Genomic DNA, 16,217 nt, shown 5'->3' on the forward strand with positions numbered 1-16,217 from the left:
AGCGGCAGCTACAAGTGTTTTATGTAGCGAAAGCGAAGCGTCAGATCTAAAGCCTGTGATGCCGGGGATAATTGATTTTTTCAGCTTTCATCTATTTTGTATGCTATACTAATTAATTATGTTAATGAAGGAAGATATACTCTATGAATCAGACAACTACATTAAAAGAAAAATATGCATTAATATTAAAAATTATCGTACCAATTTTAGTCACTCAAATAGCGATTTATCTTATTTCTTTCTTCGATATTTTAATGTCGAGTCGTTACGGTACCGCTGATCTAGCCGGAGTATCCATTGGCTCCTCTATTTGGATGCCTGTTTACACTGGTTTATCTGGAATTCTCCTAGCGATTACACCTATTGTCTCACAGCTTGTTGGAGCTAAAAAAGAGATGGCAGCAAAGAATGCTGTTCAGCAAGGAATCTATGTAGCTATCGTACTAGTAGCTCTTATTTTAATTGTATTATTAGTCAGTATTGACTGGATTCTTGGTAATATGAATTTAGAAGCCTCTGTACATACTATTGCCCAATCCTATATCTATGCGATGTGTGCTGGTCTTTTACCACTCTTTTTATTTTTTGTTATGCGCTGTTTTATCGATGCACTAGGACAAACACGCGTCACAATGATTATTACATTGCTTACAACGCCTATTAATATTGTGTTGAATTATATTTTTATTTTTGGCAAGTTTGGAGCACCCGAGCTTGGCGGAATCGGTGCGGGCGTTGCAACTGCCATTACATACTGGCTAGTTTTCTTGATCACAGTTTGGATTATTGCAAAACGTGTGCCTTTTGAGCGCTTCCGCCTATTCCACGACTGGCCAAAATTAGAATGGCTTCGTTGGAAGGAAATTTTAGTCATTGGTGTGCCAATTGGAATATCCTTATTTGCAGAAACGAGTATTTTTTCTGCCGTCACGATGATGATGAGTAACTTTAGTACAGAAATCATAGCAGCTCATCAAATAGCTTTAAATTTCACCTCCCTGCTCTATATGGTACCTCTTAGCATTTCGATGGGCGTTACGATCTTAGTAGGTTTTGAAATAGGTGCTGGCCGTATGCACGATGCTAGACAGTATAGCTATCTATGTGTAGGGACCGCAATTTTATTTAGCTTTATTTCAGCTTGTATCCTTTTTATCCTTCGTGAACCTGTTGCAAATATGTATACGACTGATGGAAAAGTGCTAGAATATGCCGTTCATTTTTTAATATATGCGGCCATTTTCCAGCTATCTGATGCTATCCAAGCTCCAGTTCAAGGTGCTTTGAGAGGTTACAAGGATGTTACAGTGACCTTTATTATGGCCATTATTTCGTATTGGGTTATCGGTTTGCCTGTCGGTTATGTACTTGCCACTCATACAGACTTCGGACCCTTTGGCTACTGGATCGGACTAGTTGCAGGTCTGACAACTGGAGCGATTACTTTATTAATACGTTTATTACTTGTTCAAAAAAGATATACAAACTTGACCAAAGTAAAAATAGCTAACTAGACATTGTTCTAGTTAGTTTTTTTCAATTTAGAAGTAATAAATCTTCAAGAGTCCATCAACTACAACCCCTTCCCCCTTTTAAAGCAACACCTCTAAACTTTGCAGGAAAATAAAAATAAAATTTCCAAAAAATGATTTACATGTATTTTTTTACAGTTTATAATACAGTTAATATTTATTAACCGGTTAAAAAGGTGGTTATTGCATGAAGCAAAAGTCTATTTCAATTATTGAATCTTATGAACAATTAAAGGCTATAAGTGATCCACTTAGAACAAAGATGCTAATGTATCTAGTTGAAGAACCCTACACAGTACACATGCTAGCTAATGAATTAAACCTATCTAGGGCAAAAATTCTATATCACATTCGGGAATTAGAGAAACATGGAATTATTAAGCTCGTAATGACTGAAGAACGCGGAGGCAATTTATTAAAATATTATCAAGCTGTAGCAAGAGGGTTTATCCCTGCAGATCATTTGCTTAATTATGTTGAATCTAAAGAAGCCACTAGACAATCATTTTTAGAAGTATTAAGTCGTGCTAAAACACGTGTGTTAACCGCACCTGATGAAACATTCAAATTACGTTCTTCAAATATAGAAGAATGGAACAACCTTTCTCTCCAAACAGAATTTACGGTTAGCCAAGAAAAATTCCTGGAATTCACCCAAAAATACAGGGCTCTTTTAGAAGAATTCAATAGCGATAACACTGAAGAAGAAAAGCAACATTATTATTTAATGACGACTGCGTTTCAAATTGAAGAGCCTATTTTTACGAAAAAGAATTAAGGTCAAATCATTTATGTAATGGAGGGATTGGTTTGAGGAATCAGGATGTACTTTGGTCACCTCCGGAGGAAGAAAAATCTTCATCTCTATTAAAAAATCGTTCTTTTATATTTCTATGGCTATCAAGTACAACCTCTTTTGTCGCTTTATCTACCTATTTATTCGCAGAACAATGGTATATTATTACAGTCTTGAAAATGGAATCAGCATTAGGAATAGTTATGATGATGACGATGATTTTTCGCGTTCTCTTTATGACTGTTGGAGGCGTGTGGGCAGATCGCTTTAGAAGGTCACGTATTATGCTTGTTTCAAGCTTTCTCCGATGCGTTATAGTTGTTATTATGATTGTCTTCCTTCAAATGAGCATCCTTGAAATTTGGTCGCTTATTGGTTTTGCCATATTATTTGGAATTGTAGATGCCTTCTTTTCCCCGGCCAATACTTCACTGCTGCCATTGTTAGTTTCGAACAAATCTATAACAAGAGCTAATTCATTCATACAAAGTTCAAATCAGATTGCCATGTTTTCTGGACCAATGATAGGCGGATGGGTTTTATCTAAAGGATCGTTTAGTCTTTTATTTTCAATTATTGCAGCTTTTTTGTTCATGACCTTCCTATTTTCATTTTGTATTGGTGAACAAATAAGGAATGCTCCCTCAAAAAAAAGTTCTACTAAAGACGAACTTTTTGATGGGTTTAAGTATGTTTGGAATATGTCATTTCTGAAAAACATGCTCATCATTCTTATAGTCGTTAATTTTTTCTTTTTTGGTCCCCTTCAAATGGGGATTCCTCTTATTGTTAATAATGTAATTCATGGAGAAGCATTGCATTTAAGCTTTTTACAGAGCTCCTATCAAGGAGGAATGCTGGCAGGGGCGTTAACAGTAGGAATAGTTAATTACAGAAAAAAAAGAGGTTTATCCATCTTAATTATTATCACTGTACTTGGAATTTGTTTATCCTTACTTGGGTACATTAATTTTCTTTGGCAAGGTATTTTTTTATTATCAATTATGGGGATACTTTCTTCTGTCATTAATGTTTCACTTATTTCAATAATTCAAGAAAAAAGCCAGCAAGATAAAATAGGGAGAGTGATGAGCCTTGTCAACGCATTTTCGAACGGACTTGTCCCACTCTCATATGCTTTTGTTTCTATTGCCATTGTTATGGATATGACTATATCTAATATAATGTTGTATTCTGGATGCCTAATCATTAGTATATCTTTGTTATATATTTTTAAGCCAAATGTAATTAAAATTGTTGAATAAAATAACTTTTTTCACATATTTTCAAGTCTCATTGAAATGGTGTGGAGTTTAAAATAAGTGTAACTACGGCTTCGGCACAGTCGGAACGGAAATCAACCCCTCGTTTTGCCAAAGAGCCATACTTAATTTATTATGGCACCTTTATTTCACTATCATAATAGTTTTGACAACATGAATAGCAAACTATAAACATTTCTAGTTTCCATGTTTGCATTAAAAAAGATGTCCACTAAGCCATATACGACTTAGTGGACATCCTTTTATTCAATGAAGCTATTCAATTTATACTATTATTTTTGGATAAATTGTTGTGTCCAGTAGTTACCTGATTTCACATAGCCCACACCGATATGCGTAAATTTCTCATTTAAAATATTCGCACGGTGACCTGGTGAATCCATCCAAGCTTGTACTACTTCTTGAGGTGTACGTTGACCTTGTGCAATATTTTCACCTGCACTCTTATACGTAATACCTAAAGCTTTCATACGATCAAATGGTGAACCGAATGTTGGACTTGTATGTGAGAAATAGTTTTTAGATTGCATATCTTGTGATTTTTCACGAGCAGCTGCCATCAGTTGATCATCTGTTTTTAATGGTGCTAAACCAGCTTTTGTACGTTCAGCATTCGTTAATTTTACTACCTCTTGTTCAAAAGCATTCACATCTGAAGTAGTTGTTGATGGTGTAGTCTTAGATGGTGCAGTTGCTGTATTATCTTTTTGAGATGTTTGTGTATTGTTATTTGTTGTTTGTGAATTATTATTTGTTGCTTGTGAATTATTATTTGGTGTTTGATTATTTTCTGGTACTTGTACTTCTTTTGATGGTGCTTGTGTTTGTGGTAAAGTTACAAACCACTTTTGATTTAACAATTGGTCTGACAATTGATTTGACCATTGATTTGACCATTGGTTTGACCATTTATGAGAATAAACTTTATTACAGTCTGTAGTTGTGTTCCCCTCTGTAGTTTTTGCAGCAGCGGAAGCCATTTGAATTGGAGCTGCTATTAGAAATGTTGCACAAATTGCAGTTAGTGTTTTTTTCATTTTGCAATTCCTCCTTCTCTGCAACCAATCGTAAGGGACGATTTTAATAAATTTCTTACCAGCATCTGTTAACAACACCATGAGTGAAATAGATTCGCATCAAATAGAGGGTTTTTAGCAATAATTTTTAGCAAGTTTCACCAGCCTATGAAATACTTACGTTTTAAATAGGGTTGACATACCTTAAAAACTATCAAATATTTTCAAGATTCAAATAGAATCTTACAGCAATGAAAGCTAAAAATATTGAAATACGTTACCTTTTTTCAACTAATTCACATAAAAAAACTGCCATAATTTCTACTAAAAGTAAGACGACAAGAACAAAATTTCCGTCTTACTAGTAGAATTTAGCAGTTTTAGATTATCTATTATAACCAGCCTCAGCCTTTAATCAAGACCTATTACATTTAAGCTACTTACATCTTCACCAATGATAACAAGTTTTGCGGGCATTTTTACGTACTCCGGAAGCCATTGGACCATACCATATGCATATTGAAACAACATAGGATTTTTCACACCTTCAATTGGCACATAGCCTTTCATTCGATACACAGTTTCAGGTAATGTACGTACCCAATCCTCAAATTGTTCTTGCGTAAAGTCCACGTCCTTAAATTCAACTAATCGCGAGCCTAGATGCATCGATGCTATAGGAGCTTTCACAATATCTTGTTTATCCACTCGAACTGTTGCCTTTAAATCTTCTAACAAACGTAACGGCACTCGCCCATTTGTAGTTTGTAAAATGAAAGCATGAGGATTAAAGCCTTGTAGCTCGTAAACAACCTGAGCTTGCTCTGCATCTGTTAGTAGATCCATTTTATTAGCTAGTAATAAATGTGCGTGGCGGATTTGTTCCATAAATAAGGAGCGCACTTGTGGGGTTAATGTCTCTCGGTCCATCCATAGCTTTGAGTCAGCAACCGTAACAATTCCTTTAATATTTAACTGTTCCGCGAATAATGGTGAATAGACAGCGTCTAATGCTTCAACAGGATGTGCAGCGCCTGTTGTTTCAATAATCAGGACATCAAAGTCACTATCTAATAGAAGAGATTGAATTTGCGCTTCTGTTTTTTCAGCGCCAGAGCAGCAAATACAGCCCTCTAACATCTCCTTTAGCGGAATATCCTTTTCCACAGCCTGTGAGTCAAATGGTAGCTTTCCAAGCTCATTCATAATGACAGCGGGCTTTAAATTTTTTTCCTTTAGTTGTCGAATAACATCCGTTAGCATGGATGTTTTTCCGCTACCTAAAAAGCCACTAAATAAATATACGTCCTTCACAATTATTACCTCCCATAAAAAAAGCTGTCGCAAAGGCAATTTGAGACGCCTGCTGCGACAGCTTCTTTGTTAGTTTGTAGTTTACTCAGTTTTTGCTGGTGTACCAGTAAGCAGTTCTTTTGCTTTTAACAATTGAGGATCATCTGCTTTTATTTTAGCACGTAATGCATCCATTAAAGCATACGTTGTATCACCCGTTAAAACACCAGTCTCTTCAAGACCACTTGCAGCTTGCAGTTTTTTCACTGCACGTTCTGTGCGTTGTTCAAAAATGCCATCTGCTTTACCAGGCTCATATCCTAGAACTTCTAACATCTCTTGTGCCGCTTTTACAGAGTTAGACTGCATACCCTTTTTCATTTCAGTAGATGGATCTAAGTATGGTAATGATGCATAAGTTGGGTATGACACTTTAACATCTGGAACAATACCTTTTTCGTGAATCCAGTTACCATTTGGTGTTAGCCATTTACCTGTTGTGAATTTAAGGTTAGAGCCATCTTTTAATGGTGTGACATTTTGCACTGTACCTTTACCAAACGAAGTTTCTCCTACTATTTTAGCACCAGCTGATTCTTTTAATGCACCAGCTAATATTTCAGAAGCAGAAGCACTGCCGCTATCAACAAGAACTGTTACTGGAACATTGTATTTTTTACCAGCAATAGCATTTGTAATTTTCGGGTCTTCATCTTTTTGTTGTACCTGTACAATCGGTTTACCTTCTGGAACAAATAAATTCGAAATTTCTACTGCAGCATCTAGGTAGCCACCAGGATTTTGACGCACATCTACTACGATACCTTTTAAGCCTTTACCTTCGTAATCCGCAAGAATCTTCTCAAATTCTTTTGCTGTATTTTCACTAAATGACGTTATTTGAATATGGGCAATACCACCTTCAAGCATTTCACCGTAAACCGTTTCAACTGGGATTTCATCACGGACAATTGTCATATTAAGTGGCTCAGCGTTTCCTTCTCGTTTCACGGTTAATTTTACAGGTGTACCTTTTTCACCGCGAATACGAGCTACCGCTTCAGATGCACTTAACCCATGAATACTTTTTCCATCAACAGTTAAGATAATATCTTTCGGTAATAGCCCTGCCTTTTCAGCAGGTGAATTTTTAATAGGTGACACAACTGTAATTGAGCCGTTACGCTCTTGAATTTCCGCACCAATTCCTTGGAAACTAGAAGACAATCCAGATTTAAATTGATCTGCTTCTTCCTTCACCATAAAATCAGAATACGGATCACCTAAAGCGTCAAACATGCCATTGATAGCACCATCGACCACTTTTGAATCGTCGATATCTTTGTAATAGTTGTTTTTTAGTAAATCATAGGCTTCGTATAATTTTGAAAATTCTGCACGCCCAGTAGGTACTTTCACTTCAACTACTTTCTTTTCTCCGAAAGTTAACGCAAATATCGTTAAGCCTGCAGTAATAAGGATCGTAAAGAACATCACCATGATAAATTTAAACGGTTTCATTTTTATAAATTGTCCTGCTGGTTTTACTTCAGTAGGGGGTGTTTGTTCCGGCTGCTGTTCTATACTATCTTTTTTCTGTTCATCCATCTTGATTGTCACCACTCTCATATACACTAACTTGATGTCACACTATTACCATCTTAACAGGTTATAGAGAAGACGAAAAGAAAAAGACTGTCAAAAATTATGACAAATCTTTTCCTACAACAATCTTCAAAAAATCCATCATTTTAAAGCAACTTTTCATTTGAATCGATATTTTGTTAAGCACTTTATTCTATGTAGGTGTATTGCTTTGGATTTTTTAATTTAAAGGTGCCTAAGTAGCACTTTCTATAGGCACCTCTGTTATCTGCTAAGTTGTAGGTATATAATGGTACTGCTTTTCTATTTTACTCGTTTCCTCGAAGCAGTCAACTAAAATCCTCATAGAATATTAGAAATTATACATCCTCTTCTGCATCTTTAATATAAGTAACTTGCGCCAATTTATCATTTTTTATTTTATTTTCGCATTTTTCACAGTATTAATCCCTGTAAAAGTTCCTGTTTTAATTCGATAATTTGCACCGTCTTGCTCAATGTAAACAAGCCAACCGAATGATGTTTTCATCACCTGTGCTGCGCTTTCTGCTGCTTTAAGTGTACTATACGTTCCCGTTAAAATACGATATTTTTGTGTTGCTACTGGAGGATTTTGAATATCTCCAGCGCTTTTTACCATTTCAATAAATTGTGACCAAGGTACTTTCCCAGCTCGAATATTCCGAGGGCAATTTTTCCCACTAAAATAATTGTGTTGAACAATATTCTGAGTTGCTATATTTTCATCTTTTATTATTTTTGCGATAAGACTTGCAGCATTTTCTACAGCTTTAATATAGTCACCATCACTATTTACGCAAATTTCTACTTGTATTCCTTGACTATTACCGACATATGTTCCTGCTCCCCAGCATTCCCAAAAATGTTCAAATGATTGTACTGCTCCCTTATCATCTACTTGCCAATGCCAGCTTGCTTGCCTGCTGTTGCCATTTATTTGTAGACGGGCATGGGCATCGGCATCAGCTCCATTGTTCGTATTATCAGTTTCATGAACGACAATATACTTTTTTGCATTATTTTTACCATTTGTTATTTTGATTGCTTGCGAAACTGATACTAGTTTTTGGCGAATTTTTACCAATGGTTTCCCTTCCCTTCTCTTTAATGTAAAAAGCAGGATTATTGTACTTTAATCAAACTATCTTCATATTCGCAGTATAAAGATAGATATTAAATTTACTACATATTAAATACCCTAATAACCACATATTCACACTTAAAATTTTCTAATGTTTATTTTGGTTTGCGCTGAGCTGTTTTTAAGTAAGTTCTCTTAATTTTTTTATAACAGAATGTACTGTTAGCCTATGAAAAGTAAGAAGTTGCCCCTTATAAATGACTGAAAAAATACCATACGGGGTTGGTGAAAGTTGCATCAACTCTTCTCTACCTTTAAGATCAATAAGCTCAACCGGTATATTCAATTTATTTGCACCAGCTATAATATTTTCTGTTGCAATTTCGACATATGGACATTGGAATGAACGTAAAATCGTTAAGTTGTTAAACTTTTTTAATCTTTCCTCCCAGTCATTCGGAAAATATGGCTGTTCGGATTCGTTACTCAATGGGTAGACAAGTAATTCAAAATCATATGGCGCCGTATCAATAAGTTGAAAATCGTTGTTCAAAAAAATCTCTTTACTTGGCGCCCAAGACGTTTTTGAATTCGAAATAACAACAACACCTTTTTTTGCTAGCTTTTTTGCATCTTCTAAACATTTATTGATTAATCGAGTACCATAACCTTTCCCGATTTCACTTACCCATAAACAATGAATCACTAAATAACCATCAGCATGAACCACTCTTGAGGAATATTCAGCTTCTGTATATTCAATAAAGCCTACTTGTTTTTTATTATCGATTACTTGCACATATTTCAAGCCTTCTTCGAATCTATTGTTCAGCCATTTATTCTTATTTAAATATCCAGATGATTTCTTCTTACTTCTAAGACAATAACTCCCAATACCTTCTAAAAGCTCATTATTAAATTCCACTAATTCAATCTTACACAATGCCAATCCCCTCCTATTAAGATAATTATACCTTTTTTTGTTTAAGCGTTTTTAGTCACGAAGATCTGTAAAAAAATTAAGTAAAGTGAAATGGAAAAGTCATTTATAGAAATAAAAAAATCAGGCTAATTACACTTTAGCCTGATTTTCTCAATGGAAAATAACTTATTGAATTTTGTGTACCTTGAGCAAGACTAAATTGGTATACACTAAAATCGAAAAAAGTATATTTTTTTCTCAACATCAAAACTGAAGATGATACTTGTTATACATGTATTAGTATTTGTTGATTGGAGTGGAGGCTTGGAATCAGCAATAGAGGAACGAAGGCTACTCCTGTGATAACACCTTCTTGCCCAACATCCTGTTGCTGCCGCTTCGTTGCACTGCGCTTTCGCACAGAAAACACTTATTGCCCTGACGCCCCTAGTAAAGCGCCCAGCCAACCCTATTTCATGGGAATAACTAATGGAATATTTTGTAAATGACACATTTAGATGTAGTTTAAACACTACTGATACTTATTTACTTTTGCTATGGCCTTTATTACTTTGCACTTGGAGTAATTCAGAAACCGTGACAAATCGATATCCTTGTCTTTCAAGTTCAGGTATTATTTTTTCCATTGCTTTCACAGTTTGATGGCGATTTCCGCCTCCATCATGGAAAAGAACTATATTTCCTTCTTTAACACCGTTTAACACAGTGTCAACAATTCTATTCGTACCTGGACTTTTCCAATCTAGAGTATCTAAATGCCATGACCACATAACAACTTTATATCCTTCTTTAGCAATCGCTTCAATCATTGCATCCGAATACTGCCCTTCAACAGGTCGGAATAAAGTAGGTTTAAATCCTGTGATGCTCTGAATGGTATCATTCGTTTGGTTTATCTCATTAAGTAAATTAGAGACATTTGTTCTTAGAGGATGCGAAAATGTATGATTGGCTAGTTCGTGTCCTTCGTTATACATTCTTGATATTACCTCAGGATTTTTTTCTGCATTTTGACCAACAATAAAAAAAGTTGCTTTCGCATTGAATTTGTCTAATACATCTAAAATCTGAGATGTGTACTTTCGATGTGGCCCATCATCAAAGGTAAGAGCAACAATTTTTTCATCCGTTTTGATCTCCCAAACAATTTGTCCTGCTTCTTCATAATACTTTCTTCCTTTATTTTCATATGTTGCTGCGCCAGCTTTTACATAATAAAAGGAGATAGTTAAAAGGCAAACAGACAACAAAAACAGACATTTTTTCAAATCTTCACTTCCTCAAATAAATTATTTAGTACCTTATTATTTGAGGAATGATAAAAAAAATGCTCTTTTTTGATTTTTTGTTACTGTGTATTCTTTGAAGCTAAAAAGAAGCGTACCATCCGAAAATTTACAGATTGTAGCTAGATGTTATCCTTGAAGGCATCCTAGGGTTATATTAAAATTTGCTTTTTTAAATGATGTTCCAAATGTTCCAGATAATCTTGAATAAGCCATTGTAGTGTCACGAGTTCATTACTGTCAAAACCACATTTAAGGGCTAGATTTTCTTTAGGGATATTTTTTAGAACATTAATAATTTTTTTATTTAAGCTCACCCATAATTCCAATACTTCATCAATCGATAATTCTTGATACCCTTGGATTTTTACCCACTGAACTTGATCATAAGGAGTTAGTATTAAGGGTTCCATATTGTATTGTATTTTAACAAACCTTTCCAAATTGTTAATAGCAGAGTCGCATAGATGCCCTAATATCTCTTTTTTTGACCACTTTTGAGGTGATGGTCGTTGTGAAATCTCTGTTTCAGACATTTTATGGAATTCTTCAGGGACCGTATTTACCCATAAATCTAATTGATCAATAGTACTTTGCATATTTCCCACTCCCATTGTTTTATAATGACTGATTCGTCCTATTTATAAAAACTCAAATAATAGTCTATTAATTTAATGACTTCGTATATTTTTTTATATTCTTTTTCTATTTTATAGGAAATAAACAATATAGCTACATTAAAACTTAAAACTGCAAGAGCAACGATTTGGACAAGTGAGATCCCAATCATCAGTTTAGTATTGATGGCAGAAGCAATAATTGTAATCAATGATAGGATAACACCACATAATGTAATATAAATTGGTTTAGATCTAATAATTTCATTTGATTGCAATTTTAAAAGATCAAGTAAATATCGAATTTCTTTCAATTTATATTGTTGATCAAAAATCACGAAATAAGCCATATAAACATCGTTTGCTATATTTTCATTCAGTATATTTTTATGGATTTTTTTCACTAATCGATCACAAAAATCTTTATCTAATGCTTTTTCAGGTATGAATAGTTCCTCTTTATTTTCAAAAACATTTGTGCCGGGATGCTTCAAACCCCTCATCCTCTCATAGTGGATTACCTGATTTAATGACCGTATTATGAATAGAAAGCTTGTTTATAGTCAAAACATAGTCACCTTTAAATCTTTCAGACAATACAAGTATATGAAGGAACGGAAAGATTGTATGTTATTTTCGACAAAATTTTATTGATGTTAAGTATCTGTGGAGAACTTTTCGTACCATATCATTCCGTTTTCTAGAAATTCCAAAAAACTAGACATAAAAACCACCCGTTTTAGTGCAACGAAGTGGTCTAAATGATTTTTCAAATTGGAATATGAGTCATTTGAGCTTTTATTATCTTGCTTGGTCATCATAGTAAGCTTCATTAGCAGCCTTTTCATTATTACCTTTTAAATAAGCTAAAAGCATATCAGGACGTTTAAGTAACATCCAGTCTCCATAATGATCAAATCGTCTGCACGAAGTAATCATTCCATTTTTAATCGTTCCGTATTTTTTACCGTTCTTCTTGCCCCATTGTTTTAAACGTTTAGCAAAATCAGCATCTTCTGCCATTAACATATTTTCGTTAAAACCTTTTATTGCCTGAAAGTCTTTTTTATAACACCAAAAGATCCCTACAGAAATAAAACCATACTTAATCAATAAAGGAACAATTAATAGCATGGTAGATACTACTATACCTAAGGACATTCTTTCAAAATTTCCGTTCACGCCGCCCCCAATAAATTGATTGGAAGCTAGGTGCTTTTCAACCTCAGATAGCATGTGTTCTGTCATTCGAGTATCAGCATCAATTGTAATGAGAATATCACCTTTCGCTAACGAAGCTCCAGCATTTCTAATTTTGGATAAATTTTTATCGTTATTTTCTAATGTCACGCAATTGTAGGACTGTGCAATCTCTTTCGTTTTATCGGTACAACGATTTAGCACAACGATAACTTCTACTTGATCTTTATAAGGTTGTGCAGCCTTTGCAATTGACTCTAAACACTCACCTATATAATTTTCTTCATTATGAGCAGGTATGATAACAGAAAATTTCACATCTTCATCAGGAACATTTTTTATAAATGGTGTGTTTTCCGACATATAATATCTCCCCTTAATAATTATCTCTTGTTATTTTAATTTAAGTATACATTCATTTATTCCATTTAAATTTTTTATTTTTGGTTTTTTATGGATATTTCATCACAACATTCACAATTTGGGCAAAAAAATAGAGTTGATTTTTGTAATTATCAACTCTTATGTATTTTATTTTTCGATTATTTTCATTAGAACTTTATTTGATCTGCTTGAGATGAAAACCTCAGTTGAGAAAATAAATATACCAGTACATAGCCACATTGTAATCCCCTTGCATTGTCCGTTTAATAATGTGATGTTTGTGAGGATGATGAATTGCATGATACAAGTGACTATATAAAGGGCTATATGATGATTCATGTAATCACCTCCATTTAGATTCATCCGTTTATTATATTGTTCAACAAATATATTAGAATCCTTTAAACAAAGAACAAAGAGGCTGGGACATAACTAAATGGTTCCTCATAAAGCCGAATAATCTCTAAATTAACAAAACACGATAAATAGAAAAACCGAACTATTCCGAAACACTTTATGAGCGTTTCAATTGGATAGTTCGGTATTTTTGTTAGCTGAAACACTTTTGTCTCAGCCTCTCTAAAATCAGATGGACTTAGCTTCCAAATGCGAAAATAAGCTCTGTCTCACAAGCTATTTCTCCGTCAACCGTTGCAACTCCACGTCCTTTACCAATGGCACCCTTTAAGCGTGTAATTTCCACTTCAAGACGCAGTTGATCACCAGGTTTAACTTGTTTTTTAAAGCGACAATTATCAATACCTGCTAGTAATCCAAGTCTACCTTGATTCCCTTCTTTAGTAAGCATAATAATTGCACTTACTTGAGCTAAAGCCTCTACAATTAACACACCAGGCATTACTGGATAATTAGGAAAATGTCCATTAAAAAATTCTTCATTTATCGTCACATTTTTAATTGCTACAGCGCTCTTGCCTTCCTCTAATTCCAATACTCTATCCACTAAAAGAAATGGGTAACGATGTCTTAATACTTCTTGTATTTGTTGAATATCTATCATTTAATAACCTCCAAAGGATTTGTAACCTAATTCTAACACTAAATGTTAGTAGTTGGTACTATAATTAACATAAAAAAAAGCCATATCCCTAAGATACGAATTGTAAAAAATAACATCATAGAAATACTGCTACTCTTTACCACACTCGTAACATCTTCTATCCATATCATTTTCACCATAAATTCTAAGCTCTTTTTCTACACCACATTTTGTACATGGCTCAAAATAAATTTGTGGTAACACGCCTGCTTCTGCGAGCGGAACCCATTTTGTTTCATATAAATTTTTCGTCATGCCATAATCTAATAACATCAATTGACCATGCTCATCTTCGCCATAATTACTGCTATCTAAAAAGTCAAATCCATCATGAACTCGATCAATTTCTTCGATTGCTGCCTTTAAATTAGCGGATAGACGCAAATCAGTTTTAAAATCTATGTCAAATGTTTCACCATTTACTAAAGGTAATGCTTGAACATATGGTTGTATTGAGATTTTTTCATCCAAATACAAAATAGGTGCTACGTAATTGGCTAATCCTTTCTTTTTTAATGCATGATGAATTTTTTGCTCATTTTGACTTTGTATAAAACCAATTTCATGTAGATGCTTTTTTATGACCCAATTTTTAAAACGAAACACCTTTCTAGTAGGACCTATCCCAACAAAATTTTGCGGAACCATTAGTTGATCTACGTTTCTAACGATTTCAATAATATTCTTCATTGTAACCCCTCCCTATGAACTTGTTCCTACTAATCAAAAAAAGATATTACAAAAACAAATAATATAAAAATCGCAACACCGAAATAGAGTAGGCTTACATACGTTTTTTTCCCTCTTTTCCATTCTCGAAAGCCTATTATGATAAAGTTAAGCCCTAACAAAATCTGTAAAAAAGGCAACATAGTAAAATCTTCAGTTTTTAAGCAATACATACTAATGATCATAATGAAAACTATTAAAATAATTTGTATGACCAAAGATAAATCGCATCTCTTTGTTTTCAATTTCTCACCTAATTCCTTTCACTATAATCCAATAATATATAATATTATACAAATATCAACAAATCATTTTCTGATTTTTATAAATAGTTTCTTTTTAGAATTTCATTATCGACAGTCCTACAGAAGATAGAATATAATATTTCTTGCATTCATTAAGTCAATTTTATTATTCTCTTACTGAATGTTTAGTTTATTAGAATAGGATGGGTAAACATGTTATCTTTTATTGCAATAGTTCTTCTTTTATTTTTAATTCCTGGTCCTGCTGTTATCATTACCATTACGCAAACGTTGAAAGGTGGTAAAAAGAACGGTATTTTCACGGCACTAGGAATTGGACTAGGTGACTTAGTCCATACGTCAGCAGCTGTATTAGGTTTATCAGCAATTTTAATGAAATCTGCCACTGCGTTTGAAGTAGTGAAATATATTGGTGTTGCATATCTTGTTTATCTAGGTATTCAAATGCTACTAACAAAACCACAAAAAATAGAAAAACCAACTGTTGAACAAAGTCCGGCAAGTACTTCGTTCCGACAAGGTTTTTTAGCGGAAATTTTAAATCCAAAAACTGCATTATTTTTCTTAGCGTTTTTACCACAGTTTGTTCAACATAATGGCCAATCCATCACTGTACAATTATTGATTTTAGGAATTACATTTGTTGTGATGAGTGCTTTGTATACTATTTTGTTAGCTATAATTACAAGCTTTATTGGCGAAAAAATCTTTACGAAAACATCAAGCAATGGTTCGCGTTGGCTTGAAAAGGCTGTCGGTTTCGTTTATATAGGGCTAGGTGTTAAATTAGCCCTTCAAACTCAAAGTAGATAGTATTATAGTTTCTTAGGGAGAACACGATAAAGCGTGCTCTCCCTTTTTTCTATCCCCAATGCTGGAAGTCGATCTCCAGAAGGTCTTCTTTATTTTGAGATGGAAGGTTAAAAAAGCACAGAGAGCTCTGTGCTTTTAATGTTATAAGCTGTTTTCTTTATTCCGTAATCTGGTCGTTAGCTGAATAAATTAGTTATATAATTTCCGTTGAAAAATAAGATTAAGTCTCCAATTGTCCCAATACAAAAAAATATAAAATAATAACTTGCAATTGTCACCTTCTTGTTAAATA

General features: G+C 34.0%; 16 protein-coding genes. 4 read left to right on the forward strand and 12 right to left on the reverse strand.

Translation table 11 applies throughout. From position 1 onward, the window contains the following. The first annotated feature begins 143 nt into the window (after window positions 1-143). From ACQKMV_RS06710 to ACQKMV_RS06720, 3 genes are all read left to right on the forward strand, one after another. The gene (locus ACQKMV_RS06710) at window positions 144-1,514 is read left to right on the forward strand and encodes an MATE family efflux transporter (RefSeq protein ID WP_427503021.1); all 1,371 of its coding nucleotides are present in this window, start codon (window positions 144-146) and stop codon (window positions 1,512-1,514) included. 205 nt (window positions 1,515-1,719) lie between these two features. Next, window positions 1,720-2,310 (forward strand): ArsR/SmtB family transcription factor, encoded by a 591-nt coding sequence (locus ACQKMV_RS06715; protein ID WP_427503022.1) that lies wholly within the window; start codon window positions 1,720-1,722, stop codon window positions 2,308-2,310. A 32-nt stretch (window positions 2,311-2,342) separates the two neighbouring features. Beyond that, on the forward strand, window positions 2,343-3,593 hold the full coding sequence (locus ACQKMV_RS06720; RefSeq protein WP_427503023.1) for an MFS transporter: 1,251 nt from the start codon (window positions 2,343-2,345) through the stop codon (window positions 3,591-3,593). Window positions 3,594-3,883: 290 nt separating this feature from the next. Here ACQKMV_RS06720 and ACQKMV_RS06725 read toward each other — a convergent pair whose 3' ends face one another. The 12 genes from ACQKMV_RS06725 to ACQKMV_RS06780 all read right to left on the reverse strand — a co-directional run bounded on the left by ACQKMV_RS06725 (window position 3,884) and on the right by ACQKMV_RS06780 (window position 15,031). Next, window positions 3,884-4,648, reverse strand: coding sequence for a CAP domain-containing protein (locus ACQKMV_RS06725; protein WP_427503024.1), 765 nt, complete (start codon window positions 4,646-4,648; stop codon window positions 3,884-3,886). A gap of 390 nt (window positions 4,649-5,038) precedes the next feature. Next, the gene (locus ACQKMV_RS06730; RefSeq protein WP_427503026.1) at window positions 5,039-5,941 is read right to left on the reverse strand and encodes a CobW family GTP-binding protein; all 903 of its coding nucleotides are present in this window, start codon (window positions 5,939-5,941) and stop codon (window positions 5,039-5,041) included. A gap of 81 nt (window positions 5,942-6,022) precedes the next feature. Further along, window positions 6,023-7,528 (reverse strand): S41 family peptidase, encoded by a 1,506-nt coding sequence (locus ACQKMV_RS06735; RefSeq protein WP_427503027.1) that lies wholly within the window; start codon window positions 7,526-7,528, stop codon window positions 6,023-6,025. A gap of 412 nt (window positions 7,529-7,940) precedes the next feature. Continuing rightward, window positions 7,941-8,630, reverse strand: coding sequence for a peptidoglycan recognition protein family protein (locus ACQKMV_RS06740; protein WP_427503028.1), 690 nt, complete (start codon window positions 8,628-8,630; stop codon window positions 7,941-7,943). 178 nt (window positions 8,631-8,808) lie between these two features. Continuing rightward, on the reverse strand, window positions 8,809-9,570 hold the full coding sequence (locus ACQKMV_RS06745) for a GNAT family N-acetyltransferase (RefSeq protein WP_427503030.1): 762 nt from the start codon (window positions 9,568-9,570) through the stop codon (window positions 8,809-8,811). A 521-nt stretch (window positions 9,571-10,091) separates the two neighbouring features. Continuing rightward, window positions 10,092-10,838, reverse strand: coding sequence for a polysaccharide deacetylase family protein (locus ACQKMV_RS06750; RefSeq protein WP_427503032.1), 747 nt, complete (start codon window positions 10,836-10,838; stop codon window positions 10,092-10,094). Between the two features lie 170 nt (window positions 10,839-11,008). Then, window positions 11,009-11,455, reverse strand: coding sequence for a DinB family protein (locus tag ACQKMV_RS06755; protein ID WP_427503033.1), 447 nt, complete (start codon window positions 11,453-11,455; stop codon window positions 11,009-11,011). Between the two features lie 38 nt (window positions 11,456-11,493). Then, a complete protein-coding gene (locus tag ACQKMV_RS06760) occupies window positions 11,494-11,967 on the reverse strand; it encodes a hydroxymyristoyl-ACP dehydratase (protein WP_427503034.1) in 474 nt (157 codons plus the stop codon). Between the two features lie 307 nt (window positions 11,968-12,274). Continuing rightward, the gene (locus tag ACQKMV_RS06765) at window positions 12,275-13,036 is read right to left on the reverse strand and encodes a glycosyltransferase (protein ID WP_427503035.1); all 762 of its coding nucleotides are present in this window, start codon (window positions 13,034-13,036) and stop codon (window positions 12,275-12,277) included. Window positions 13,037-13,652: 616 nt separating this feature from the next. Beyond that, window positions 13,653-14,078, reverse strand: a complete 426-nt coding sequence (gene fabZ / locus ACQKMV_RS06770; RefSeq protein ID WP_427503036.1) for a 3-hydroxyacyl-ACP dehydratase FabZ — start codon at window positions 14,076-14,078, stop codon at window positions 13,653-13,655. A 129-nt stretch (window positions 14,079-14,207) separates the two neighbouring features. Next, entirely contained in the window at window positions 14,208-14,807 is a 600-nt protein-coding gene (locus ACQKMV_RS06775) for a protein kinase (protein WP_427503038.1), read from the reverse strand. A gap of 29 nt (window positions 14,808-14,836) precedes the next feature. Next, window positions 14,837-15,031: a DUF3953 domain-containing protein gene (locus ACQKMV_RS06780; RefSeq protein WP_427503107.1), complete on the reverse strand. Its 195-nt coding sequence runs from the start codon at window positions 15,029-15,031 to the stop codon at window positions 14,837-14,839. Window positions 15,032-15,304: 273 nt separating this feature from the next. Here ACQKMV_RS06780 and ACQKMV_RS06785 point away from each other — a divergent pair, with 273 nt between their 5' ends. Next, window positions 15,305-15,925, forward strand: coding sequence for a LysE family translocator (locus ACQKMV_RS06785; protein WP_427503040.1), 621 nt, complete (start codon window positions 15,305-15,307; stop codon window positions 15,923-15,925). The last annotated feature ends 292 nt before the right edge of the window (window positions 15,926-16,217 follow it).

It is taken from the genome of Lysinibacillus sp. NPDC094403 (genome assembly GCF_050278745.1).
Classification (GTDB): Bacteria; Bacillota; Bacilli; order Bacillales_A; family Planococcaceae; genus Lysinibacillus.